General features: G+C 71.6%; 19 protein-coding genes. 6 read left to right on the top strand and 13 right to left on the bottom strand.

The features are described from left to right. A complete protein-coding gene (locus ACFVYI_RS25285) occupies nt 1–1,254 on the bottom strand; it encodes a spermidine/putrescine ABC transporter substrate-binding protein (RefSeq protein ID WP_387889394.1) in 1,254 nt (417 codons plus the stop codon). Between the two features lie 63 nt (nt 1,255–1,317). Continuing rightward, nucleotides 1,318–2,832 carry a gamma-aminobutyraldehyde dehydrogenase gene (locus tag ACFVYI_RS25280; protein ID WP_387889392.1) on the bottom strand — a complete coding sequence of 505 codons (1,515 nt, stop codon included), beginning with the start codon at nt 2,830–2,832 and terminating at the stop codon, nt 1,318–1,320. A gap of 424 nt (nt 2,833–3,256) precedes the next feature. On the opposite strand from ACFVYI_RS25280, the gene ACFVYI_RS25275 reads away from it, so the two are divergent. Continuing rightward, complete coding sequence (locus ACFVYI_RS25275; RefSeq protein WP_387889389.1) at nt 3,257–4,909, top strand: PucR family transcriptional regulator; 1,653 nt, start codon at nt 3,257–3,259, stop codon at nt 4,907–4,909. Nucleotides 4,910–4,936: 27 nt separating this feature from the next. Here the strand turns inward: ACFVYI_RS25275 and ACFVYI_RS25270 are convergent, their stop codons facing one another. The 3 genes from ACFVYI_RS25270 to ACFVYI_RS25260 form a co-directional block, all read right to left on the bottom strand. Next, nucleotides 4,937–6,109 carry a spermidine/putrescine ABC transporter substrate-binding protein gene (locus ACFVYI_RS25270; RefSeq protein ID WP_387889386.1) on the bottom strand — a complete coding sequence of 391 codons (1,173 nt, stop codon included), beginning with the start codon at nt 6,107–6,109 and terminating at the stop codon, nt 4,937–4,939. A gap of 90 nt (nt 6,110–6,199) precedes the next feature. Beyond that, nucleotides 6,200–7,558 carry an aspartate aminotransferase family protein gene (locus ACFVYI_RS25265; protein WP_387889384.1) on the bottom strand — a complete coding sequence of 453 codons (1,359 nt, stop codon included), beginning with the start codon at nt 7,556–7,558 and terminating at the stop codon, nt 6,200–6,202. Between the two features lie 216 nt (nt 7,559–7,774). Then, the gene (locus ACFVYI_RS25260; protein ID WP_387889382.1) at nt 7,775–9,250 is read right to left on the bottom strand and encodes a gamma-aminobutyraldehyde dehydrogenase; all 1,476 of its coding nucleotides are present in this window, start codon (nt 9,248–9,250) and stop codon (nt 7,775–7,777) included. Nucleotides 9,251–9,519: 269 nt separating this feature from the next. Here ACFVYI_RS25260 and ACFVYI_RS25255 point away from each other — a divergent pair, with 269 nt between their 5' ends. The 4 genes from ACFVYI_RS25255 (at nt 9,520) to ACFVYI_RS25240 (ending at nt 13,552) form a co-directional block, all read left to right on the top strand. Then, nucleotides 9,520–9,993, top strand: a complete 474-nt coding sequence (locus ACFVYI_RS25255) for an Lrp/AsnC family transcriptional regulator (protein ID WP_030306695.1) — start codon at nt 9,520–9,522, stop codon at nt 9,991–9,993. Continuing rightward, complete coding sequence (locus tag ACFVYI_RS25250; protein WP_387889380.1) at nt 9,990–11,384, top strand: aspartate aminotransferase family protein; 1,395 nt, start codon at nt 9,990–9,992, stop codon at nt 11,382–11,384. Before ACFVYI_RS25255 ends, ACFVYI_RS25250 begins: the two co-directional genes overlap by 4 nt. A 212-nt stretch (nt 11,385–11,596) precedes the next feature. Then, nucleotides 11,597–12,373, top strand: a complete 777-nt coding sequence (locus tag ACFVYI_RS25245) for an ABC transporter ATP-binding protein (RefSeq protein ID WP_387889378.1) — start codon at nt 11,597–11,599, stop codon at nt 12,371–12,373. A 27-nt stretch (nt 12,374–12,400) separates the two neighbouring features. Then, on the top strand, nt 12,401–13,552 hold the full coding sequence (locus ACFVYI_RS25240; protein ID WP_387889376.1) for a hypothetical protein: 1,152 nt from the start codon (nt 12,401–12,403) through the stop codon (nt 13,550–13,552). A gap of 56 nt (nt 13,553–13,608) precedes the next feature. Here the strand turns inward: ACFVYI_RS25240 and rlmN are convergent, their stop codons facing one another. The 6 genes from rlmN to rpsB all read right to left on the bottom strand — a co-directional run bounded on the left by rlmN (nt 13,609) and on the right by rpsB (nt 19,812). Beyond that, entirely contained in the window at nt 13,609–14,709 is a 1,101-nt protein-coding gene (gene rlmN, locus ACFVYI_RS25235; RefSeq protein WP_387889374.1) for a 23S rRNA (adenine(2503)-C(2))-methyltransferase RlmN, read from the bottom strand. A gap of 166 nt (nt 14,710–14,875) precedes the next feature. Continuing rightward, the gene (locus ACFVYI_RS25230; protein WP_387889371.1) at nt 14,876–16,009 is read right to left on the bottom strand and encodes a phosphatidate cytidylyltransferase; all 1,134 of its coding nucleotides are present in this window, start codon (nt 16,007–16,009) and stop codon (nt 14,876–14,878) included. A gap of 200 nt (nt 16,010–16,209) precedes the next feature. Further along, nucleotides 16,210–16,767 (bottom strand): ribosome recycling factor, encoded by a 558-nt coding sequence (frr, locus tag ACFVYI_RS25225; RefSeq protein WP_387889369.1) that lies wholly within the window; start codon nt 16,765–16,767, stop codon nt 16,210–16,212. A 119-nt stretch (nt 16,768–16,886) separates the two neighbouring features. Further along, entirely contained in the window at nt 16,887–17,651 is a 765-nt protein-coding gene (gene pyrH / locus ACFVYI_RS25220; protein ID WP_329489781.1) for a UMP kinase, read from the bottom strand. A 262-nt stretch (nt 17,652–17,913) separates the two neighbouring features. Further along, on the bottom strand, nt 17,914–18,753 hold the full coding sequence (gene tsf / locus ACFVYI_RS25215) for a translation elongation factor Ts (protein ID WP_387889366.1): 840 nt from the start codon (nt 18,751–18,753) through the stop codon (nt 17,914–17,916). Between the two features lie 129 nt (nt 18,754–18,882). Further along, nucleotides 18,883–19,812, bottom strand: coding sequence for a 30S ribosomal protein S2 (rpsB, locus tag ACFVYI_RS25210; protein ID WP_387889363.1), 930 nt, complete (start codon nt 19,810–19,812; stop codon nt 18,883–18,885). Nucleotides 19,813–20,739: 927 nt separating this feature from the next. Between rpsB and ACFVYI_RS25205 the strand changes: the two genes are divergently transcribed. Further along, on the top strand, nt 20,740–21,153 hold the full coding sequence (locus tag ACFVYI_RS25205) for a M23 family metallopeptidase (protein WP_387889361.1): 414 nt from the start codon (nt 20,740–20,742) through the stop codon (nt 21,151–21,153). 12 nt (nt 21,154–21,165) lie between these two features. Here ACFVYI_RS25205 and ACFVYI_RS25200 read toward each other — a convergent pair whose 3' ends face one another. Together ACFVYI_RS25200 and whiG are read right to left on the bottom strand one after the other, a co-directional pair. Continuing rightward, nucleotides 21,166–21,738 carry a TetR/AcrR family transcriptional regulator gene (locus tag ACFVYI_RS25200; RefSeq protein WP_387889417.1) on the bottom strand — a complete coding sequence of 191 codons (573 nt, stop codon included), beginning with the start codon at nt 21,736–21,738 and terminating at the stop codon, nt 21,166–21,168. Nucleotides 21,739–21,910: 172 nt separating this feature from the next. Continuing rightward, nucleotides 21,911–22,945 carry an RNA polymerase sigma factor WhiG gene (whiG, locus tag ACFVYI_RS25195; protein ID WP_387889358.1) on the bottom strand — a complete coding sequence of 345 codons (1,035 nt, stop codon included), beginning with the start codon at nt 22,943–22,945 and terminating at the stop codon, nt 21,911–21,913. Between the last annotated feature and the right edge of the window lie 107 nt (nt 22,946–23,052).

Below are 23,052 nucleotides of genomic sequence, written 5' to 3'. Positions count from 1 at the left end.
TCAGGCGCCGATGAGCTTGGAGAACTTCTCCTCGAAGGAGCTCTCCTCGGCCTCGGTCAGGCTTCGGAACACGTGCGCCTTCGCCGCCATCTCAGGGGTGGGGACGACCAGCGGGTTGGCCGCGCTGTCCGGGGCGAGGATCGCGAGCTCCTTCTCCATCCCGGTGACGGCGGAGACGTAGCCGATGCCCGCGGCCAGTTGCGCCGCGATCTTGGGCTGATAGTAGAAGTCGATCAGCTTCTCGGCGTTGGCCTTGTGCCGGGCCCTGGCCGGAACGAGCATGTTGTCCGTCGCGGTGACAAAGCCCTTCTCCGGGATCGCGAACTCGATGTCCGGGTTGTCGGCCCTCAGTTGGATCAGGTCGCCGCCCCAGGCGACACAGGCCGCGATGTCGCCGGAGGAGAGTTCCTGGCCGTAGTCGTTGCCGGTGAAGCGGCGGATCTGCTTGCTGTCCACGGCCTTCTGCAGCCGGGCGATCGCCGCGTCGTAGTCGTCGGCGGTGAACTTCGCCGGGTCCTTGCCCATGTCCAGCAGGGTCATCCCGACGGTGTCGCGCATCTCGGAGAGGAAGGTGACCCGGCCCTTGAGGTCGGGGTCCTCCAGCAGCTGGGCGACGCTGGTGACCTCCCTCCCCCTGGTGGCCTTCTTGTTGTAGGCGACCACCGTCTGGATGCCGGCCCACGGGTAGGAGTAGAGCCGGCCCGGGTCCCAGTCGGGGGCGCGGAAGCGCGCGTCCACGGTGGTGATCGCGGTGGTGACGTTGGCCGGGGTCAGCTTCTGCGCCCAGCCGAGGCGGATCAGCCGCGCGGCCATCCAGTCGGTGAGGACCACCAGGTCGCGGCCGGTGTCCTGGCCGGCCGCGAGCTGCGGTTTGACCTTGCCGAAGAACTCGACGTTGTCGTTGATGTCCTCGGCGTACTTGACCTTGATCCCGGTGGCCGCGGTGAAGGCCTCCAGCGAGCCGTGCTTCTCCGGGTCGTTCTCGTCGGTGTCGACGTAGAGCGGCCAGTTGGAGAAGCTCACCTCCCGCTCGCTCTCCGAGAGGTCCGGGGCGGCGTTCGCGGTGGAGTCCCCGGTGCCGGCGGTGCCGGCCGCCGGGATGCCGCAGGCCGCCAGCGTGCCGGCACCGGCGGTGAGGGCGGCGGCGCGCAGCAGCGTCCGCCTGCCGAGGGAGGCCCGGCCACTGGTCAGACTGCGTTCCCAGGCCTTGCGGACCGGTTCGGGCAGACCGTCGGTGAGCTCGTTGAACGCCATGGAACGGGCCTCCTGGGGGCGAGAGGTCGGGACGGGGCGGTGGGGGAACGCCCCTGGAAGGGGTTATCTGTCTCCGAAGACGGTGCGGTGCCAGTCCTTGCGGGCCACCGCCGTGGTGTCGAACATGACGTGCTTGACCTGGGTGTACTCGTCCAGCGAGTACTGCGACATGTCCTTGCCGTAGCCGGAGGACTTGTAGCCGCCGTGCGGCATCTCGCTGATGATCGGGATGTGGTCGTTGACCCAGACACAGCCGGCCGCGATCTCCCGGGTGGCGCGCAGCGAGCGGTGCACGTTGCTCGTCCACGCCGAGGCGGCCAGGCCGTACGGGGTGTCGTTGGCCAGCCGCAGCCCCTCGTCGTCGCCGTCGAAGGGCAGCACGACCAGGACCGGGCCGAAGATCTCGCCCTGGACGATCTCGCTGTCCTGCGCCGCGTCGGTGACGAGGGTGGGCAGGTAGTAGGCGCCGCGGGTGAGGTCGGTGCCGTCGTGGCCCTTCTCGGGGGCGCGGCCGCCGGTGACGACGGTGGCGCCGTACCCGCGGGCGCGCTCGACGAAGCCGGCCACCCGGTCGCGGTGGGTGTGGGAGACCAGCGGGCCGAGGTCGGTCCGCGGGTTCAGCGGGTCGCCGAGCCGGATCGCGCCGTAGAGCTCGGCGACCCCGGCCACGAAGGCGTCGTAGAGCGGACGCTGCACGTAGGCGCGGGTGGCGGCGGTGCAGTCCTGGCCGCTGTTGATCAGCGAGGCGGCGACCGCGCCGTGCACGGCGGCGTCCAGGTCGGCGTCGTCGAAGACCACGAACGGGGCCTTGCCGCCGAGCTCCAGGTGGGTGCGCTTGACGGTGGCGGTGGCGAGTTCGGCGACCCGCCGGCCGACCGGGGTGGAGCCGGTGAAGGAGACCATCGCGACGTCCGGGTGCGCGACCAGGCGCTCGCCCGCGGTGCGCCCGGCGCCGGTGACCACGTTGACCACACCGTCCGGGATGCCGGCCGCGGTGCAGGCCCGGGCGAACATCACCGAGGTCAGCGGGGTCAGCTCGGCCGGCTTGAGGACGATGGTGTTGCCCGCCGCGATCGCCGGGAGGATCTTCCAGGCGGCCATCTGGAGCGGGTAGTTCCACGGCGAGATCGAGCCGACCACGCCGATCGGCTCGCGCCGCACGTACGAGGTGTGGTCCCCGGAGTACTCGCCGGCCGCCTTGCCCTCCAGGTTGCGGGCGGCTCCCGCGAAGAACGCGGCGTTGTCGATGGTGCCGGGGACGTCGAACTCGGTGGAGAGCTTGACCGGCTTGCCGGTCTGCGCGGTCTCCACCCGGGCGAGGTCGGCGCCGGCGCCGGTGAGGACGGCGGCCAGCCTGGTCAGCGCCTCCGAGCGGGCCCCGGGGGTGGCGCCGGCCCACTCGGGCAGCGCGGCACGGGCGGCGGCCACGGCGGCGTCCACCTGCTCGGTGGAGGCGAGGGAGATCTGCTCGACCACACTGCCGTCCGCCGGGTTGACGACCTGGAAGGGGTCGCCGCTCCCCCGGCTCTGCCGGCCGGCGATGTACTGCGCGCCCGCGCCGAAGTCGGTCAGGTCCATCTGGTTCCTCCAAGTGCCGGTGGTTCGACTGCCCGCAAGGCGTGGGACCGCCTGATTCCGCCATGCTGCACGGGCCGGCGGGCAGGGGACCGCACCGGCGTCGTACGACTGGTCGAGTCGCCGCGTCTGCGGTACGGGGGAATCCGGTCCGGTCGTTCACCGGGATGCGCGATCCTGACAGCCCCGCGTTACCCCGGCAAGGGATCCTGCTGTTTCTTTCCGGTTACGCGACGGATTCCCACGGTTGTGCCGTCTTTCGCCACAGCCGACCCGCTGACCATGCCCTTTGCCGCCCGGGCGGGACAAGGGTCACCCCGGAAAGCTAGGCACACAGGGCCTTACAGGGTGCAAGGGTTCCCCCAGGGCGACAGATCGTCGCCAGGAGCGATGATTTACCTGACACTCTGAACCCTGGAGGCCCGCGATGCTCCCCACCGTCGCCCGTGTGCTCGATCTGGAGGTGATGCGGCGCGGCCTCCCCCAGGTCGTCGCCGGCACCGACCGTCTGGAGCGCCCGGTCCGCTGGGTCCACGTCAGCGAACTGCCCGATGTCGCCGGTGTGCTCCAGGGCGGCGAGCTGGTGCTGACCACCGGCATCGCGCTGCCCGAAGACCGCGAAGGGCTGGCCCGGTACGTGCGCGAGCTGGACGAGGTCGGCGTGGCCGGCCTGGTCATCGAGTTCGGCCGGCGCTACTTCGACTCGCTGCCGCGCGCCCTGGTGCACGCCGCCGAGCAGCGCGGCCTGCCGCTGATCGCGCTCCGCCGCGAGCTGCGCTTCGTCGCCGTCACCGAGGCCGTGCACGCCCTGGTGGTCAACGCCCAGCTGGAGCAGCTGCGCACCTCGGAGGCGGTCCACCAGGTCTTCAACGAGCTGGTGGTGGAGGGCGCCGAGCCGGCCGAGGTGGTCCGCCAGGTGGCCCGGATGGCGGGCGGGCCCGTCGTCCTGGAGAACCTCGCCCACCAGGTGCTGGCGCACGACACCGCCGGCCGGCCCGAGACGGAGCTGCTGGAGGACTGGGAACGCCGCTCGCGCGGGGTCCGCCCACCCGGCCGCACCGGCCACGACCCGCGCAGCGGCTGGCTGGTCACCACGGTCGGCGCCCGGGGGCAGGACTGGGGCCGGCTGGTCCTGGTCGCCGATCCGGGGCCGCTGCCCGAGGGCACCGCGCACCCGCACACCATGCTGCTGGAGCGCGGCGCCTCCGCCCTCGCCCTCAACCGGCTGGTGGTCCGGGACCGCGAGAGCCTGGAGCGGCAGACCCACCGCACCCTGCTCTCCGGCATCCTCACCCACGCCCTGACCGTCTCCGAGGTGGCGCTGCGCGCCCAGGCACTCGGCGTGCCGCTGGAGGGCCGGCGGCTGGTCGGAGTGGTCCTGCGGCAGCGGCGCGGGCCGATCCCGGCCGCGCTGGAGGCCCAGGCCCGGCTGCGCGACTTCACCGAGCTGGCGGCCACCGCGATCCGCAGCTGCCGCCTCTCCGCGCTCGTCGGCGCGCTGGACGACGAGGGCGTGGGCGTGCTGATCGCACTCGGCGCCCAGCAGGACGAGCACGCCTCGCTGGACGCCTTCGCCGCGGCGCTGCGCCGGCTGACGGCGGAGGCCAACCGGGACGCCGCCCCCGCACCGGCACCGGTGGTCGCCGCCGGCTCCTCGGTCGGCTCGGTCCGCGACGCCCGGCGCACCCTGCTGGAGGCCACCCAGGTCGCCGACGCCGCGCTGCACGACGCCCCCGGGGGGCGGGCGGCCGCGTACTACCGGCTGCCCGACGTCCGGCTCCGCGGCCTCCTGCACCTGCTGCGTGACGACGCCCGGCTGCAGACCTACGTGGAGCGCGAGCTGGGCCCGCTGCTCGCCTACGACGCCGAGCACAACGCCCAGCTGGTTCAGATGCTGCGGATCTACCTGGAACAGGGCCGGAACAAGTCCGCGGCGGCCGATGCCGCGCACCTGTCCCGGCCGTCCTTCTACGACCGGCTGCACAAGGTCGAGCGGATCCTCGGCGTCGACCTCGACCAGGTCGAGTCCTGCCTCTCGCTGCACGTCGCCCTGCTCGCGCTGGACGCCGTCCGGCGCTGAGCCGCCGGACCGGCCGGCCCCGCTCCGCTACACCCCGGTGATCCGGCCCCAGACCTTGTGCAGACCGGGACGCTCGGCGGAGGTGACGTCGCGCATGGTGTGCAGCCGGGCCCGCATCTCGTCGGTGGGGAAGAGCAGCGGGTGCTCCGCCAGCGCGGCCTTCTCCTTGTCCCCGCTGGCCGCCAACACCTCACGGGCGGCCGGCACCGGGCAGATGTACTGCACGGCGGCGGCCAGTTCGGCGGCCACCTCGGGCTGGTAGTAGTGGTCGATCAGCAGCTCGGCGTTCTGCTTGTGGGTCGCCCGGTTGGGGATCAGCAGGCTCTCCGCCCAGAGCTCCCCGCCCTCCTCGGGCACCACGAAGGCGATGTCCGGGTTCTCGGCGGTGAGCTGGACGGCGTCACCGGAGTAGGCCTGGCAGGCCAGCGCGGCCCCGGAGGCCAGGTCGCTGGTGTAGTCGTTGCCGGTGAAACGGCGGATGTGCCGGCTGTCGACCATCTTCTGCACCAGGTCCATCGCCCGGTGCGCGTCGTCCTCGGTGAAGGCCGCGATGTCGGCGCCGTGGCCGAGCATCAACAGGCCGAGTGCCTCGTCCAGCCCGGCGAACAGGGTGACCCGGCCCTTCAGGTCGGGGGCCCAGAGGTCGGCGGTGGACTTGATCTCGCGGCCCAGCTCCTTGCGGTTGTAGGCGATCCCGGTGATCCCGGACTGCCACGGCACGCTGCGCCGACGCCCGGGGTCGAAGGCCGGGTTGGCCAGCTGCGGGTCCAACTGGGCGGTGACGTTGGGCAGGTTGGCCCGGTCCATGGCCTGCACCCAGCCGAGCGAGACGTAGCGTCCGGCCATCCAGTCGCTGACCACCATGAGGTCGCGGCCGGGGTCGGTGCCCTGGGTGAGCACCGGGCCGATCTTCCCGAAGAACTCGTCGTTGTCGTTGATGTCCTCGGTGTAGCTGACCTTGATCCCGGTCCGCTCGGTGAAGGCGTCCAGGGTCGGGCGGCCGCCGCCGTCGTCGTCGACGTCGATGTACTGCGTCCAGTTGGAGAAGGCCAGCCGCTTCTCGCTGTCCGAGCGGTCGGGGGCGGAGCGGCGGTCCTCGGCCACGTAGGCGGACGGGATGCCGCAGCCGGTCAGGGTACCGACGCCGATCAGCCCGGCGGTGCCGAGCACGCTGCGACGGGTGAGGGTGGTGCGGGACAAGGTGGGCCTCCGGGGCGTGGGACGGCCCCGGGCGCGCGGGCACCCGGGGCCGTCCTGTCGGGTCTGGTGCGTCGTCAGGCGGCGTGCTCGTCAGACGGTGTGCTCGTCGGTCAGCGACAGCACCTCGTCCAGCACCGCGAGACCGGTCTTGGCCTCCTCCTCCGTGACGGTGCACGGCGGCACGACGTGGAAGCGGTTCATGTTGACGAACGGCCAGAGCCCGCGCTGCTTGCAGGCGGCGGCCAGCTCGGCCATCGGCGCGTTGGCGGGGCCGGCCGCGTTGTACGGCACCAGCGGCTCGCGGGTGGCCCGGTCCTTGACCAGGTCCAGCGCCCAGAACACCCCGAGCCCGCGCACCTCGCCGATCGAGGGGTGGCGCTCGGCCAGCTCGCGCAGGCCCGGGCCGAGCACGTTCTCACCGATGTGCGCGGCGTTCTCGACGATGCCCTCCTCCGCCATCGCGTTGATGGTGGCGACGGCCGAGGCGCAGGCCAGCGGGTGGCCCGAGTAGGTGAGCCCGCCGGGGAACGGCCGCTCGGCGAAGGTCGCGGCGATCTCCGCGTTGATCGCCACCCCGCCCAGCGGGACGTAGCCGGAGTTGACGCCCTTGGCGAAGGTCAGCAGGTCCGGGGTGACGCCCCAGTGGTCGGCGGCGAACCACGCGCCGGTACGGCCGAAGCCGGCCATCACCTCGTCCAGGATGAAGACGATGCCGTAGCGGTCGCAGATCTCGCGCACCCCGGCCAGGTAGCCAGGCGGCGGGATCAGGATGCCCGCGGTGCCGACCACCGTCTCCAGGATGATCGCCGCGATCGTGCCCGGACCCTCGAACGCGATCACCTGCTCCAGGTGCTGCAGCGCGCGCTCGCACTCCTGCGCCTCGTTCTCGGCGTGGAAGTTGGAGCGGTAGGCGTACGGGCCCCAGAAGTGCACGACACCGGAGACGCCGGTCTCGTTGGCCCAGCGGCGCGGGTCGCCGGTGAGGGCGATCGCGTTGGCGGTGGCGCCGTGGTACGAACGGTAGGTCGCCATGACCTTCTGCCGCCCGGTGTGCAGCCGGGCCAGCCGGATGGCGTTCTCGTTGGCCTCGGCGCCGCCGTTGGTGAAGAAGATCTTGTCGAGGTCCCCGGGGGTGCGCTCGGCGATCAGCCGGGCGGCCTCGCTGCGGGACTCGACGGCGAAGCCGGGGGCGATGGTGCAGAGCTTCGCGGCCTGCTCCTGGATCGCGGCGACCACCTTCGGGTGCTGGTGCCCGATGTTGGTGTTCACCAGCTGCGAGGAGAAGTCGAGGTAGCGGTTGCCGTCGTAGTCCCAGAAGTACGAGCCCTCGGCGCCGGCCACCGCGAGGGGGTCGATCAGCGCCTGGGCGGACCACGAGTGGAAGACGTGCGCGCGGTCGGCGGCCTTGACGGCCCGGCCGGCAGCCGAGTCAGCGGTGGGGATGCTCATGCGGCAAGGCTAGGGAGTCCCGGCGCCGAAGTGCAGGTTCATCCTGTCAGGCGGTCACACGAACGGCCGACAGGATGGCAAGACGGTGGGCCCGGGTCGTTCCCGACCCGGGCCCACCGTCACGCCGTGAGACCTACTGGACAGTGGTCGTACGGCACTGCATGGTCACGACCCGCTCAGATCGCGGTCATACCGCACTGCATGGTCACGACCCGCTCAGATCGCGGTCATGACGTGCTTCACCCGGGTGTAGTCCTCGAACCCGTAGGAGGAGAGGTCCTTGCCGTAGCCGGACTTCTTGAAGCCGCCGTGCGGCATCTCGGCGACCAGCGGGATGTGGGTGTTGATCCAGACGCAGCCGAAGTCCAGGCGGCGCGACATCCGCATGGCGCGGGCGTGGTCCTTGGTCCACACCGAGGAAGCCAGCGCGTACTCGACACCGTTGGCGTAGCCGACGGCCTGGTCCTCGTCGGAGAACTTCTGCACGGTGATGACCGGGCCGAAGACCTCGTTCTGGATGATCTCGTCGTCCTGGTTCAGCCCGGAGACGACGGTCGGGGCGTAGAAGTAGCCCTTGTCGCCGACCCGGTGGCCGCCGGCCTCGACCTTGGCGTGCGCCGGCAGGCGGTCGATGAAGCCGGTGACCTGCTTCAGCTGGTTGGCGTTGTTCAGCGGGCCGTAGAGCACGTCCTCGTCGTCCACCCCACCGGTCTTGGTCTCGGCCGCGGCCTTGGCCAGCGCCTCGACGAAGGCGTCGTGGATCGACTCGTGCACCAGCACGCGGGTGGCGGCCGTACAGTCCTGGCCGGCGTTGAAGAAGCCGGCGACCGAGATGCCCTCGACGGCCTCGGCGATGTCCGCGTCCTCGAAGACCACGACCGGGGCCTTGCCGCCCAGCTCCAGGTGGACGCGCTTGACGTCCTTGGCGGCCGATTCGGCGACCGAGATGCCGGCGCGCACCGAGCCGGTGATGGAGGCCATCGCCGGGGTGGGGTGCTCGACCATGGCCCGCCCGGTCTCACGGTCGCCGCAGATCACGTTGAAGACGCCGGCCGGCAGCTCCAGGTCCTTGAGGATGCCACCGATGATCTCGGCCAGCAGGACCGTGGAGGCCGGGGTGGTGTCCGACGGCTTCAGGACGACGGTGTTGCCCGCGGCGATGGCCGGGGCGAACTTCCAGACGGCCATCATCATCGGGTAGTTCCACGGCGCGACCTGGGCGCAGACGCCGACCGGCTCACGGCGGATGATCGAGGTCATCCCGTCCATGTACTCACCGGCGGCCTTGCCCTCCAGCAGGCGGGCGGCACCGGCGAAGAAGCGGATCTGGTCCACCATCGGGCCGATCTCCTCGGAGAGGGTCAGCGCGCGGGGCTTGCCGGTGTTGCGGACCTCGGCGTCCACGATCTCGTCGGCACGCGCCTCGACCGCGTCGGCGATCTTGAGGAGCAGCTTCTGGCGGGTGCTGGGGGTGGCGTCGCGCCAGACCGGGAAGGCAGCGGCGGCGGAGGCCATGGCGGCGTCCACGTCGGAGGCACCGGACAGCGGGGACGTCGCGTAGACCTCGCCGGTGGTGGGGTCCACGATGTCGAGCGTGCGGCCGTCCGCCGCATCGACGAACTCACCGTTGATGTAGTTGCGCAGCGTACGAAGGTCGCTCACGGGTCTCTCCTCGGTCTGGGCCTGCGGCATTGCAGATTCCGGCGCCATGGTACGTCGGCACGTCCGACGGGCGAAGAGCGCCGAGTGGCCGGGCCGGACACGGCGCGGTCCACTGTTCGGGGGAACGCGCGCTGCGCTGCGAAGCCGCGCGCGTACCCGACCAGGGTAGCCGCACGACTGCTGGTATCGACAGGACAACTCCGATGCGGCGATGAAATCCGTACATGATTTCCAAGATCACGACGAAATCAGCAGCTCCCGCGCTTGCGAACAGAGGAACGATCAGGCACAGTGGCGGCGTGGCCAACCGCGACCGGAACGCCAGCGTTCCCCTCGACGCCGCCTCCAAGGCGATCATCGAGCAGCTGCAGGAGGACGGGCGACGCCCGTACGCCGCCATCGGCAAGGCCGTGGGCCTGTCCGAGGCAGCCGTACGGCAGCGCGTCCAGAAGCTGCTCGACCAAGGCGTGATGCAGATCGTCGCCGTCACGGACCCGCTCACCGTCGGCTTCACCCGCCAGGCGATGGTCGGGATCCGGGTCGAGGGCGACATCGAGCCCGTCGCCGACGCGTTGGCCGCCCTCGACGAGGTGGACTACGTCGTCTGCACCGCAGGCTCGTTCGATCTCCTGGCCGAACTGGTCTGCGAGGACGACGAGCACCTGCTCGAAATGATCAACAAGCGCATCCGCGCGCTTCCCGGCGTGCGGAGCACCGAGAGCTTCGTTTACCTGAAGCTCCGGAAACAGACCTACACCTGGGGCACCCGATGACAGCCGACCCGGCGCAGAAGGACCTTTCCAAGACCGCCTACGACCACCTGTGGATGCACTTCACCCGCATGTCGTCGTACGAGAACTCCCCCGTGCCGACGATCGCCAGGGGCGAGGGCACCTACATCTGGGACGACAAGGGCCGGAAGTACATCGACGGCCTCTCCGGCCTGTTCGTGGTGCAGGCCGGCCACGGCCGCGTCGAGCTCGCCGAGGCCGCTGCCAAGCAGGCCAAGGAGCTCGCCTTCTTCCCGGTGTGGAGCTACGCCCACCCGAAGGCCGTCGAGCTGGCCGAGCGCCTGGCCAACTACGCCCCGGGCGACCTGAACAAGGTGTTCTTCTCCACCGGTGGCGGCGAGGCCGTCGAGACCGCGTGGAAGCTGGCCAAGCAGTACTTCAAGCTGACCGGCAAGCCCACCAAGTACAAGGTCATCTCGCGTGCGGTCGCCTACCACGGCACCCCGCAGGGCGCCCTGTCCATCACCGGGCTGCCGGGCCTGAAGGCCCCGTTCGAGCCGCTGGTGCCGGGCACCCACAAGGCCCCGAACACCAACATCTTCCGCGCCCCGGCCTTCCTCGAGGGCCCGGACGGCACGGTCGACCCCGAGGCCTACGGTCGCTGGTGCGCCGACGAGATCGAGGTCGCGATCCTCAACGAGGGCGCCGAGACCGTCGCCGCCGTCTTCGTCGAGCCGGTGCAGAACGCCGGTGGCTGCTTCCCGCCGCCGCCCGGGTACTTCCAGCGCCTGCGCGAGATCTGCGACCGCCACGACGTGCTGCTGGTCTCGGACGAGGTCATCTGCGCCTTCGGCCGCCTGGGCACCATGTTCGGCGCCGACAAGTTCGGCTACCAGCCCGACATGATCACCTGCGCCAAGGGCATGACCTCGGGCTACTCCCCGATCGGCGCCACGATCATCTCGGACCGCCTGGCCGAGCCGTTCTACAAGGGTGACAACACCTTCCTGCACGGCTACACCTTCGGTGGCCACCCGGTCTCCTCCGCGGTGGCGCTGGCCAACCTCGACATCTTCGAGCGCGAGGGCCTGAACCAGCACGTGCTGGACAACGAGGCGAACTTCCTCGGCACCCTGAACAAGCTGCGCGACCTGCCGATCGTCGGCGACGTCCGCGGCAACGGGTACTTCTACGGCATCGAGCTCGTGAAGGACAAGGTCACCAAGGAGTCGTTCAACGACGACGAGGTCGAGCGCGTGCTCTACGGCTTCCTGTCGAAGGCCCTCTTCGACAACGGCCTGTACTGCCGCGCCGACGACCGTGGCGACCCGGTCGTCCAGCTGGCCCCGCCGCTGATCTCCGACCAGTCGACCTTCGACGAGATCGAGCAGATCCTGCGGACCAGCCTCACCGACGCGTGGGCCAAGATCTGACGACCTGATCTTTCTTCCCCACCCTCCGCCGAAGGGCGGTCCCGCCACCCGCGGGACCGCCCTTCGGTGTTTCCTGCGTGATCTCTCCGATCAAACACGCCTGATTGCGGGTGATTTGCCCCTGATGGGCCAGTGCGCCGCACCCGCACCCGGTCCCGATCGTTCTAATCTGACGACTGTCATATCCCTGCGGCCATCCAGGATGGAACCTCATGTCAGCGGCCCCGCCTGACAACGACGTGCTGTGGGCCCGGGGGATCGTCAAGTCCCATCACGGCACCCCCGCCCTGCGCGGTATCTCGCTCGGCGTCCGGGAGGGCGAGGTACTGGCCGTCACCGGCCCGCGCGGCTCCGGCAAGAGCACACTGCTCGGCTGCCTCTCCGCCCTCATCCCGGTCGACGAGGGCGAGGTCTGGTTCAACAGCTCCCCCGTCCACACCCTCGGCCGGGGCGGCCGCGAGCGACTGCGCCGCGACCGCTTCGGCTTCGTCGGCTCCGAACCGCACCTGGTTCCCGAGCTGACCGCCCGGGAGAACGTCGCCCTGCCCCTGCTGCTGGCCGGCGCCGGCAACAAGGCCGCGTACACCGCCGCCGCCGAGTGGCTGGAGCGGCTCGACATCGGCGACATCGCCCGGCTGCGGCCCGACCGGCTGCTCCAGAGCCAGCGCCAGCGGATCGCCGTCGCCCGCGCGCTCGCCCCCCTGCCGCCGGTCGTCTTCGCCGACGACCCCACCGCCCCGCTGCACCGCGAGGCCTCGGAACAGGTCCTGCGGATACTGACCAGCGCGGCCCGCTCGCACCAGCTCACCCTCGTCCTGGCCACCCACGACCCCGAGCTCGTCCGGTACGCGGACCGCGCCGTCGCCCTCGTCGACGGACGGCTGGCCGCCCCCGCCGCCCCCGTCCCGCGCGGCACTCCCGGACCCACCGGGACCGCCGCCGCGCCGGGCGTCACCGCAGCGTCCGCCGTGTCGGCCACGCGCCGATGACGCCGCCCCGCCGCTGAAAGAGTCGACGTGTTCTATCTCCGTCTGGCCCGGGGCTACCGGGTGCTCGACCTCGGCCGCTGGCTGCTGACCGCACTGGCCGGCGCGGTCGTCGCCGCCTTCCTGCTACGAGCCCTCGGCCGGGCGATGAGCGACCCGGTGGGCGGCACCGACGCCGTCACCCGACTGCTCTGGTGCCTGCCGCCGCTGGCCGCGGTCGCCTGGTTCGCCGCCGTGGCCGCCCGCGCGGTGCCGGCCCGGCGGCCCGAGCGGATCGCCGGCCTCACCGCGGCCGGCGCCGGCCGCGCCCGGATCCGAGCCATGATCGCCGGCGAGGTCGCGCTCGCCTGCACCCTCGGCTCCGCGCTGACCCTGCTGCTCTTCCTGGTCCTGCGCAACGACATCGCCGGTCCCTCGCTCGCCCCCGACGTCGGCATGGGCCTGCCGCTGCCGGCCGCCGCGCCGATCACCCTGATCGCCCTCGTCCCGATCACCGCCGGGATCGCGGCCGCCGGCGCCGTGCCGATCGCCGAGACCCTGCCCGGTGGGCGCCAACCCGCGCCGACCGGCTTCGGTCCGCTGCGGATCGCCCTGCCGATCGGACTGGCCGTGATCGGCCTCGCCCTCGAACTCATCGCGCTGCGCCCGGGCGCCGCCGCCGACGGCCGCCCGATCCACCTGCCGGCCGGGCTCGGCACCACCGGCATCGCCGCCCTCGGCGGCTGGGCCGCGAGCGCCGTCGGCCTCGCACTGCTCACCGGGCCGCTGCTGTCCTGGACCGGACTGCTGCTCGCCGTCGGCCGGCCGACCCCGCTGCGGCTGCTCGCCGGGCGGGGCCTGACCGCGCAGGCCCGCCGGCTCGGCTCGCCCCTGGCCGTCCTGACCCTGGCGGTCGCGGTGGTGCTCACCACCATCCGCTACTGGATCGGGGCGCCCGGCAGCGCCGACGCCCTGCCCGCCGTCGAGGCCTGCCTGGTGCTGACCTGCGCGGCTGCCGCCGTGGCGGCCCGGCTGGCCGAACTCCGCACCGCCCGCCGGGACGTCGCCGGCGTGCTGCTGCGGATCGGTACCCCGCCCCGGCTGCTGTTCGGCGCGGTGGCCCTGCGGACCCTTGCGGTCGGCACCGTGCTGCTGGTCACCGGCGGGCTGACCGCCGCCCTTGCGGCGGCCGGCCTGCGCTGAACCGCTCCGAGGGCCCGGGCCCTCGGAGCGTCCGGTGCTTCGCTCCGTCCGGTGCCTCAGCCCGCTGCGGCGAGCTGGCCGCAGGCGCCGTCGATCTCCTGGCCCCGGGTGTCGCGGACGGTGGTGGGCACGCCGTGCGACTGCAGCCGGCGGACGAACTCGCGCTCGTCCTCGGGCCGGGAGGCCGTCCACTTGGAACCCGGGGTCGGGTTCAGCGGGATCAGGTTGACGTGCACCCGGTGGTTCTTGATCAGCCGGCCGAGCAGGTCCGCCCGCCACGCCTGGTCGTTGATGTCCTTGATCAGCGCGTACTCGATGGAGATCCGGCGGCCGGACTTCTCCGCGTAGTTCCACGCCGCGTCGAGCACCTCGGCGACCTTCCACCGGGTGTTGACCGGCACCAGCTCGTCGCGCAGCTCGTCGTCCGGGGCGTGCAGCGACAGCGCCAGACGGCAGGAGAGGCCCTCGTCCGCGAGTCGGTTCATCGCCGGGACGAGGCCCACGGTGGAGACGGTGACCCCGCGCTGGGAGAGGCCGAAGCCCTCCGGCGCCGGGTCGGTGAGCCGGCGGATCGAGGCCAGCACCCGGTTGTAGTTCGCCAGCGGCTCACCCATGCCCATGAAGACCACGTTGGAGAGGCGGGCCTCGCCGCCCGGGATCTCGCCCGCCTTGAGCGCGCGCATCCCGGCAGCGATCTGCTCGACGATCTCGGCGGTGGACAGGTTGCGGGTCAGCCCGGCCTGGCCGGTCGCGCAGAACGGGCAGTTCATGCCGCAGCCGGCCTGCGAGCTGATGCACATGGTGACCCGGTCCGGGTAGCGCATCAGCACGGACTCGACGAGCGTGCCGTCGAACAGCTTCCAGAGCGTCTTGCGGGTGGTGTCGTCGTCGCACGAGACGTGGCGGACGACCGACATCAGCTCGGGGAGCAGGCCCTCGGTGAGCTTCTCCCGGCTGGCGGCGGGGATGTCCGTCCAGCTCGCCGGGTCGTTCGACATCCGGCCGAAGTAGTGGTTGGAGAGCTGCTTCGCGCGGAACGGCTGCTCGCCCAGCTCGGCGACGGCCTCCTTGCGCTCGGCGGGGCTCAGGTCGGCGAGGTGTCGCGGGGGCTTGGCGCCACGCGGCGCGACAAAGGTGAGTTCTCCGGGCTTAGGCATGGTTCATCCAGTGTCGCAGACGTTCGGACCTCGGCAGACGGCGAAGGCCCCGGACGCCTGGCGCCCGGGGCCCTCACTCACCGTCACGGCCCGGCCGGCCGCGCTGCCCGGCTCGCACGGCCCGGGCACGCTGCCCGGGTGCGAGGTCGAAACTGCGGCCCGGGGCTCAGCTGCCGACGAAGGCCGCCAGCAGCAGCCACACCACCGGGGCGGTCGGCAGGAGCGAGTCCAGCCGGTCCATGATGCCGCCGTGGCCGGGCAGCAGCGTGCCCATGTCCTTGATGCCGAGGTCGCGCTTGATCATCGACTCGCCCAGGTCGCCCAGGGTGGCCACGACCGCCGCGCAGCCGCCCAGGATCAGGCCCTGCCACCAGCTGCCGTCGTCGATGATCAGCTGCATCAGCAGCGCGCCGGCCAGCATCGACAGGCCGATGCCGCCGGCCAGACCCTCGCGGGTCTTGCCCGGGCTGATCGTCGGGGCCAGCTTGTTCTTCCCGAACTTGTAGCCCACCGCGTAGGCCCCGGTGTCGCTGCAGACGGTGACGATCAGGAACAGCACGATCCGCTGCGGGCCGTCGTCCGCCGCCAGCATCATCGCCACGAAGGTGGCCAGGAACGGCACGTAGAAGGCGGTGAAGATACCCGCCGTTATGTCCCGCAGGTAGTTCTCCGGCGGCTCGGCCATCCGCCAGACCATCACCGCCAGCCCGGTCAGCGCCAGCGAGGCCGCCGCCCACTGGACCCCGGCCCAGTAACCGGTGGCGATCATCGCGATGCCGCCCGCGACCAGCGGGACCAGCGGCGCCTTGATCTGCTTGCGCTCGGCCAGTCGGCTGGTCAGCTCCCAGATCCCGACCGACACGGCCGCCATCACCACGAACAGGAACAGCGCCTTCACCACGAACAGCGAGGCGATGATCACCGCCCCCAGGCCGACGCCCACGCCTATCGCGGCCTGGAGGTTGCGACCGCCGCGCTGCTTGCGCGGCTGCGGCTGCGGGTCGGGCTGGGCCACGGGTGTCTCCTGCCCTGGGTGGGACAACGGCACAGGGTGGGGCTGCCCGGCCGCCGGGTGGCTCTGCGGCGGCGCGGGATACGCCGGGGCCCCCGGGTACGGCGGACCGCCGCGGCCGGGGGTGGGGGCGTCGTCGGTGATCGCGCGCAGCACGACCGTCTCCGCCGCACCCGGCACCGCCGTCCGGGGCTGCTCGTCCCGGAACAGCGGGCCGCTCAACCGCCCGGCCTCCCGGGTCGGCCCCTCGGCGGGGTCGGACCCTGGGTCGGCCGGTACGGGGGGCATGACCTGAGTCTCCTCCGCGTCACCGCCCCAGTACACCGGAGGCTGCTGCGAGTGACCCGTTCGGTGGCCGGGGTCACCCGCAGCGCCCGGTGCGGCCGGCTGCGGCGCGTGCGCGGGCCGGTACGGGGGGTGCGGCTGGTACTGCTGGTACTGCTCGTCGGATGGGCCCCAGTAGCCAGGGGCGTCAGGGGCGTCGTTCATCAGACTTCGAGCAGCTCGGCTTCCTTGTGCTTCAGCAGCTCGTCGACGGCGGCCACGTACTTGGCCGTGGTGTCGTCGAGCTCCTTCTCGGCGCGGCGGCCGTCGTCCTCACCGATCTCGCCGTCCTTGACCAGCTTGTCGATGGCGTCCTTGGCCTTGCGGCGCACGGAGCGGATCGAGACCTTGGCGTCCTCGCCCTTGCCGCGGGCGACCTTGATGTACTCGCGGCGGCGCTCCTCGGTGAGCTCGGGAAGCACCACCCGGATGATGGACCCGTCGTTGGAGGGGTTGACGCCCAGGTCGGAGTCGCGGATCGCCTGCTCGATGGCCTTCAGCGCGGTCTTGTCGAACGGCGCGACGACCGCCATCCGCGGCTCCGGCACGGAGAAGGAGGCCAGCTGGTTGATCGGCGTCACGGCACCGTAGTACTCGGCCACGATCTTGGCGAACATCGCCGGGTGCGCGCGGCCGGTCCGGATGGCGGCGAAGTCGTTCTTGGCGACCTCGACAGCCTTCTCCATCTTCTCCTCGGCCTCGAGGAGGGTCTCTTCGATCACTGTGTACTCCCTGTCCGGTTCATCTGCTGTTGTCCCGACCGGTGTCGGCGTCCGAACCGGTCGCGGTGCGGACGCCGCCGAACACGGTTTCGGCGCCGTCCCGTACGGCTGATTGCTGCTCAGGCCCGGACAGAATCCTGGCTGATGAGTGTGCCGATCTTCTCACTCTTCACCGCACGCGCGATATTGCCCTCCGCCAGCAGCTCGAAGACGAGCATCGGGAGGTTGTTGTCCTTGCACAGCGTGATCGCGGTGAGGTCGGCGACCTTGAGGTCGCGCGCGATGACCTCGGAGTACTCCAGTGCGTCGAACTTGACCGCGTCCGGGTTGGTCCGGGGGTCGGAGTCGTAGACGCCGTCCACGCCGTTCTTGCCCATCAGCAGCACGTCCGCGTGGATCTCCAGCGCGCGCTGGACGGCCGTGGTGTCGGTGGAGAAGTAGGGCATGCCCATACCCGCACCGAAGATCACCACACGGCCCTTCTCCAGGTGCCGGACGGCGCGCAGCGGCAGGTAAGGCTCGGCGACCTGGCCCATGGTGATCGCGGTCTGGACCCGGGTCTCGATGCCCTCCTTGACCAGGAAGTCCTGCAGCGCCAGGCAGTTCATCACGGTGCCGAGCATGCCCATGTAGTCGGAACGGGCCCGGTCCATGCCGCGCACCTGCAGCTCGGCGCCACGGAAGAAGTTGCCACCACCGATGACCACCGCGACCTCGGTACCGGCGCGGACGACCGTGGCGATCTCACGGGCGATCGCGTGCACGACGTCCGGGTCGACGCCGAGCCCGCCACCACCGGCGAAGGCCTCACCGGACAGCTTCAGCAGCACCCGGCGGGGCGAGCCGGCCTGGGGGTCCTGTGCGGTCTCCTGCGTCTCCTGCATGGACTTCTCCTTCTACACCTACTGGTTCACAGGCGCGGGTGTGCGGATCCCCGGCCTGCGCGTACACGCGAAGAGGCCACTGCCGCGGGAACCGGTACGGTGTCCTGCACGGCAATGGCCTCCTCGTCGTTCATGGTGCCGACGCGGCCCGCCCATAGACGGATGACGCTGGGTGAGCCCGTTCGGCGCGTCCCTCCCGCCCTGGTCAGCGGGCGGGGGCGGTTCCCAGCCTAAGCGTGCCGGGAGTCCGGTGGAACGTGGCTCAGGCGCCGACGCGGAAGCGGGCGAAGCGCTTGAGGGCGACGCCGTTCTCCTCGAGAACCTTGGCGACGGTCTTCTTGTTGTCCTTGGCGAAGGCCTGCTCCAGAACGGAGTTCTCCTTCACGAAGCCGGTGACGCGACCCTCGACGATCTTCGGCAGGGCGGCCTCCGGCTTGCCCTCCTCGCGAGCGGTGGCCTCGGCGACGCGGCGCTCGTTCTCGATCTCCTCGGCCGGGATCTCCTCGCGGGAGAGGTACTTCGGCGCGAAGGCGGCGATGTGCTGCGCGACGTCCTTGGCGACCTCGGCGTTCTCCTTGTCCAGCTCGACCAGGACGCCGACGGCCGGCGGCAGGTCGGGGCTGGTCTTGTGCAGGTAGACGGCGACGAAGCCGTCACCGGAGAACTGGGCGAAGCGACGGAAGACGATCTTCTCGCCCAGGGTCGCGTTGGCCTCGTCCACGAACTGCTGGACGGTCTTGCCGGCCTCGATCTCGGAGGCCAGCGCGGCGTCCAGGTCGGCCGGCGCGGTGGCGGCGACGTGGGCGGCGATCGCGTCGGCGACCTTGACGAAGTTGTCACCCTTGGCGACGAAGTCGGTCTCGCAGTTGAGCTCGACCAGAACGCCGGACTTCTTGTCCTCGGCGATCAGGGCGGCGACGGCGCCGTTGGAGGCGTCACGGCCCTCGCGCTTGGCGACGCCCTTCTGGCCCTTGATGCGCAGGAGCTCGACGGCCTTGTCGACGTTGCCCTCGGCCTCGTCCAGAGCCTTCTTGCAGTCCATCATGCCGGCGCCGGTGAGCTCACGGAGCTTCTTGACGTCCGCGGCGGTGAAGTTCGCCATGGTGTGAATCTCTTCTCGCGTCTCGCGTGTCTGCGTGGAGTTGCGCCGGAGCCGATGGTTCGGCTCCGGCGCGGGAGAGAGGGGCACCTACCGGTGTCGCACCGGCGGGTGCCCCTCACCCTTGGTACGTCAGGCCTGCTCGGCCGGGGCCTCGTCAGCGGCCGGAGCCTCGGCGGCGGGCGCCTCGACCTCGGCAGCAGCCTCGGCGGCGGGGGCCTCGACCTCGGCAGCGGGCGCCTCGACCTCGGCGGCAGCCTCGGCGGCGGGGGCCTCCTCAGCCTTCTTCTCGCCCTCGAGGATGTCCTTCTCCCAGTCGGCCAGCGGCTGGTCGGCACCCGGCTCGACCTTGGCGTCGCCCTTGGCGACACCAGCGCGGGACTTGAGGCCCTCGGCGACGGCGTCGGCGATCACACGGGTCAGCAGGGTGACGGAGCGGATCGCGTCGTCGTTGCCCGGGATCTTGTAGTCGACCTCGTCGGGGTCACAGTTGGTGTCGAGGATGGCGACGACCGGAATGTTGAGCTTCCGGGCCTCGCCGACCGCGATGTGCTCCTTCTTGGTGTCCACGATCCAGACAGCGCTGGGAACGCGCTGCATGTCGCGGATACCACCGAGGGTCTTCTCCAGCTTGTCGTGCTCGCGCTGGAGGACCAGGAGCTCCTTCTTGGTGAGGCCGGAGCCGGCCACGTCCGAGAAGTCCAGCTCGCCGAGCTCCTTGAGGCGCTGCAGACGCTTGTAGACGGTCGAGAAGTTGGTCAGCATGCCGCCGAGCCAGCGCTGGTTCACGTAGGGCATGCCCACGCGGGTGGCCTGCTCGGCGATGGCCTCCTGGGCCTGCTTCTTCGTGCCGACGAAGAGGACGCTGCCGCCGTGGGCAACGGTCTCCTTGATGAACTCGAAGGCGCGGTCGATGTAGTTCAGCGACTGCAGGAGGTCGATGATGTAGATGCCGTTGCGCTCGGTGATGATGAAGCGCTTCATCTTCGGGTTCCAGCGGCGGGTCTGGTGACCGAAGTGGACGCCGCTCTCCAGCAGCTCCCGCATCGTGACGACGGCCATAGCCGTACTCCTAAGGTGTTGCGCCCGGCTCCCGCGCAGTCGACGTCGTGGTTCGCGCGGTGGCGCTCCCCGCTCGGCGTCTGCGTACGGCCGGGTCAGGCTCGGTTTTGTCCGTGGCAGCCAGGTGACAGCCACGCCTGACGCCCCGAACGTGCCGAGCCGCTTCGGCCCGAGCGGTCCGGGGACCGGTTCGGGCTCGGCGGACCGAGCGGCACTCGCACCTGGCGGGGGCGGCGGCTGAGCCGCATCCGTCCACCGGTGGCGGGGCGTGCGAAGTCGACCCGGCGGACCGGGTCGCGTGTGAAGTGTACGGGAAGCGCCGAGCGGCGGGCGACTCCACAGGGACCGGAGCTGGGTGGGGAGACGGGTGGGACGGCCGGTGGGGCGGGTCGGCGGGCGTGCTCCGTGCCGTCGCGCCGGGCCCACGGAGCCACTGCGGAAGCCCGCTCGGGGGCGCGTCACCCGTTGGGGGGACGGTGGCTGTCCACAGGGGCCGGTTATCCACAGGAATCGGGGCGGGGGTGGTCGGGTCCGCGCCCTGCGGAGAGCCTCGGCGGCATGACGACTGTCCTCGGTGCCGGCACTGCCCCCACGTCCTCCGGCCGCTCTCGTGCCTTCGCCGGCGCGGTGGGCGGAGCGTCGCGCGACGGTGTGGGCCGGGCCGCCGCGCTGGCGCTGCCCCCACCGCTCGGGCCGGGACCCGGGCGCAATCATCGACTGCTGCTGCTCGCGCTCCTGGCGGTGACGGCCCTCCTGCTGACCGTCCTGCCCGGGTCGGTGGGCCACGCCGCGGGGGTGGCGGGAAGGGGCTTGCGCGGTGCCGCCGGTGGTGGGGTGGTGAACGCCGGCGGCGGCGCAGCTGTTGGGCCCGGTGTCGGTCCCGGTCCCGGTCCCGGTCCCGGTCCCGGTCCCGGAAGGGTCTGGCCGGTGGGCGGTCCGGGTGGGCTGATCAAGCGGTTCGAGGCACCGGCCAAGGCGTGGGCCGCCGGGCACCGGGGCGTGGATCTCGCCGCCGACAGCGGTGCGGACATCCGGTCGGCGGCCCCCGGAGTGGTCTCGTTCTCCGGCCTGGTGGCGGGCCGACCGGTGGTCACCGTCACGCACCCGGCCTCCGGCACTCCGCCGCTGCGGACCACCTACCTGCCCGTCTCCGGGACCGTCCCCGTCGGCACCACCGTCCTGGCCGGCGAGGTGATCGGGCGACTCACCCCGGGCGCCGCTCACTGCGCGGGCCGCGACTGCCTCCACTGGGGGCTGCTGCGCGGCGACCGGTACCTCGATCCCCTCGCGCTGTTCGGCGTCGGTGCGGCCCGGCTGCTCCCGCTCGGACGGGGGCGGTGAGGCCGGCTCGGGTCAGCTCCCGCCCAGGCCGTGCAGGGCGAGCGCGACAGCGGCGTCCGCGATCACGTCCGGGCTCTCGGCCGGTCCGCCTGCGGCGCGCTGCTCGGCCTGTCGGACGGCGGCTTCCACGATCCCCTGGAGCAGACCCGCCGCCAGCCGCGGCTGCTCGTGACCGAGGTCCTGGAGGGCCTGGACCACCAGGCCGACGAGCTTTCCGTGGGCTGCCCGGATCCGCTCCCGGGCCGCCTCGTCGAGTTCCAGCGCGGAGATCGCCGCCACCGCCCGGTGCCGAGGGTCCCCGGCCAGCGCGAGCTGACCCCGGACATAGGCCTCGATCCGGGCCGCCGCGGTGTCGCAGCTCTCCATCCCGGCCTCGATCTCGGCCGCCCAGAGCGGGAAGTCGACCTCGCAGAGCAACTCGACCACGGCGGCACGGGAACGGAAGTACTCGTAGACCGAGGAGCGCGCCAACCCGGTCCGCGCCGCGAGCGCGGGAAAGGTCAGGGCATCCATTCCCCCCTCGCTGAGCAGGCTGCGGGCAGCATCGAGGAGGGCTGCGCGCTGCAGCTGTCGGTGCTCGGCCAGAGTGGCCGCTCGGATCTTCGGCACTGTCCCACTGTACGGAGCCCTACACGCCACCGATACGGCGCCGCGCATTGACGGGGAGGCGGCCGGGCACGGACGGACCGGCAACCCGGTGGACCAACCCGGCACACCCGGCTCAAGCTCCGCAGCGGAGGAGCCGCGGAAAGAGGTGCTACCGGATGTCCGACAGCTTGGCTCGCAACTGCAGCACCGACTTGGTGTGGATCTGGCTGACCCGGCTCTCCGTCACCCCCAGCACCTGACCGATCTCCGCGAGGGTGAGGCCCTCGTAGTAGTAGAGCGTCACGACGGTCTTCTCCCGCTCGGGCAGGGTGTTGATCGCCTGTGCCAGCAGCCTGCGCAGCTCCCGGTCCTCGGCCACCTCGACGGGGTTGTCCGCGCCGCGGTCCTCCAGGGTGTCGCCCAGGCTCGGACGGTCCCCGCCCTCGCCCACCGGGTGGAGCAGCTCGTCCAGCGCCACCACGTTGGCGAGGGAGAGCTGACTGAAGATGGCGTGCAGGTCCTCGATCGCGATGCCCATCTCGGCTGCGACCTCGGGCTCGTGCGGAGTGCGGCGCAGCCTGGCCTCCAGCGTCGCGTACGTCCGCTCGACCGCCTTCGCCTTCTGCCGCACCGAGCGCGGGATCCAGTCCAGTGCCCGCAGCTCGTCGATGATCGCGCCACGGATCCGGCTGATCGCGTAGGTCTCGAACTTGATGGCCCGATCGATGTCGAACTTCTCGATCGCGTCGATCAGTCCGAAGACTCCCGAGGAGACGAAGTCGGCCTGCTCGACATTGGAGGGCAACCCGACCCCGACCCGGCCCGCCACGTATTTGACGAGCGGTGAGTAATGCAGGATCAGCTGCTCCCGCAGCCGCTGGTCACCCGTTTCCTTGTAGGAGCGCCAGAGCTCTTCCAGCGCTGTGCGTTCATGGCCGCCGGGCTCCCGCCGGGGCGCCGGCGTCGCGACGGGCGCGGGCGCCGGGCCCTCGCCCTGCCCCTCGCCCTGGCCTGGTCCGGGGACGCCGGGCGCGTCGGGGGTGGCGGCGGCGGGGGCGGCGGCGGGGGCGGCGGCCGCCTCAGGGGCATCAGGCGTACCGGGCTCGTCCGGCCGACCGGCGTACGCGCCGGCGTGCGCCGGTCGGCCACCCTGCCGGGCCAGGGCCCCCATCGCACCCGTCGCCTTGGGCGGGAACTCGGTCACGGGGCGCCGCTCGGTCCGCGGCCCTCCCGAGGACCGGGCGCCACCGGTCACTCTGTGTCCGGGAATGTGTGTGGGCATGCGTTGGTCTGCGCCGTTCTGCCGAGTCA

The organism is Kitasatospora sp. NPDC058218, assembly GCF_042882445.1.
Taxonomy (GTDB): domain Bacteria; phylum Actinomycetota; class Actinomycetes; order Streptomycetales; family Streptomycetaceae; genus Kitasatospora.
The sequence above is the reverse complement of the archived record's forward strand: the minus strand, read 5'-3'. Positions and strand labels throughout refer to the sequence as shown.

Coding starts and splice junctions, on each gene's coding strand:
- ACFVYI_RS25285 (WP_387889394.1), bottom strand. CDS start 1,254: ATGGCGTTCAACGAGCTCACCGACGGTCTGCCCGAACCGGTCCGCAAG.
- ACFVYI_RS25280 (WP_387889392.1), bottom strand. CDS start 2,832: ATGGACCTGACCGACTTCGGCGCGGGCGCGCAGTACATCGCCGGCCGG.
- ACFVYI_RS25275 (WP_387889389.1), top strand. CDS start 3,257: ATGCTCCCCACCGTCGCCCGTGTGCTCGATCTGGAGGTGATGCGGCGC.
- ACFVYI_RS25265 (WP_387889384.1), bottom strand. CDS start 7,558: ATGAGCATCCCCACCGCTGACTCGGCTGCCGGCCGGGCCGTCAAGGCC.
- ACFVYI_RS25260 (WP_387889382.1), bottom strand. CDS start 9,250: ATGCCGCAGGCCCAGACCGAGGAGAGACCCGTGAGCGACCTTCGTACG.
- ACFVYI_RS25250 (WP_387889380.1), top strand. CDS start 9,990: ATGACAGCCGACCCGGCGCAGAAGGACCTTTCCAAGACCGCCTACGAC.
- ACFVYI_RS25245 (WP_387889378.1), top strand. CDS start 11,597: ATGTCAGCGGCCCCGCCTGACAACGACGTGCTGTGGGCCCGGGGGATC.
- rlmN (WP_387889374.1), bottom strand. CDS start 14,709: ATGCCTAAGCCCGGAGAACTCACCTTTGTCGCGCCGCGTGGCGCCAAG.
- ACFVYI_RS25230 (WP_387889371.1), bottom strand. CDS start 16,009: ATGCCCCCCGTACCGGCCGACCCAGGGTCCGACCCCGCCGAGGGGCCG.
- pyrH (WP_329489781.1), bottom strand. CDS start 17,651: ATGCAGGAGACGCAGGAGACCGCACAGGACCCCCAGGCCGGCTCGCCC.
- tsf (WP_387889366.1), bottom strand. CDS start 18,753: ATGGCGAACTTCACCGCCGCGGACGTCAAGAAGCTCCGTGAGCTCACC.
- rpsB (WP_387889363.1), bottom strand. CDS start 19,812: ATGGCCGTCGTCACGATGCGGGAGCTGCTGGAGAGCGGCGTCCACTTC.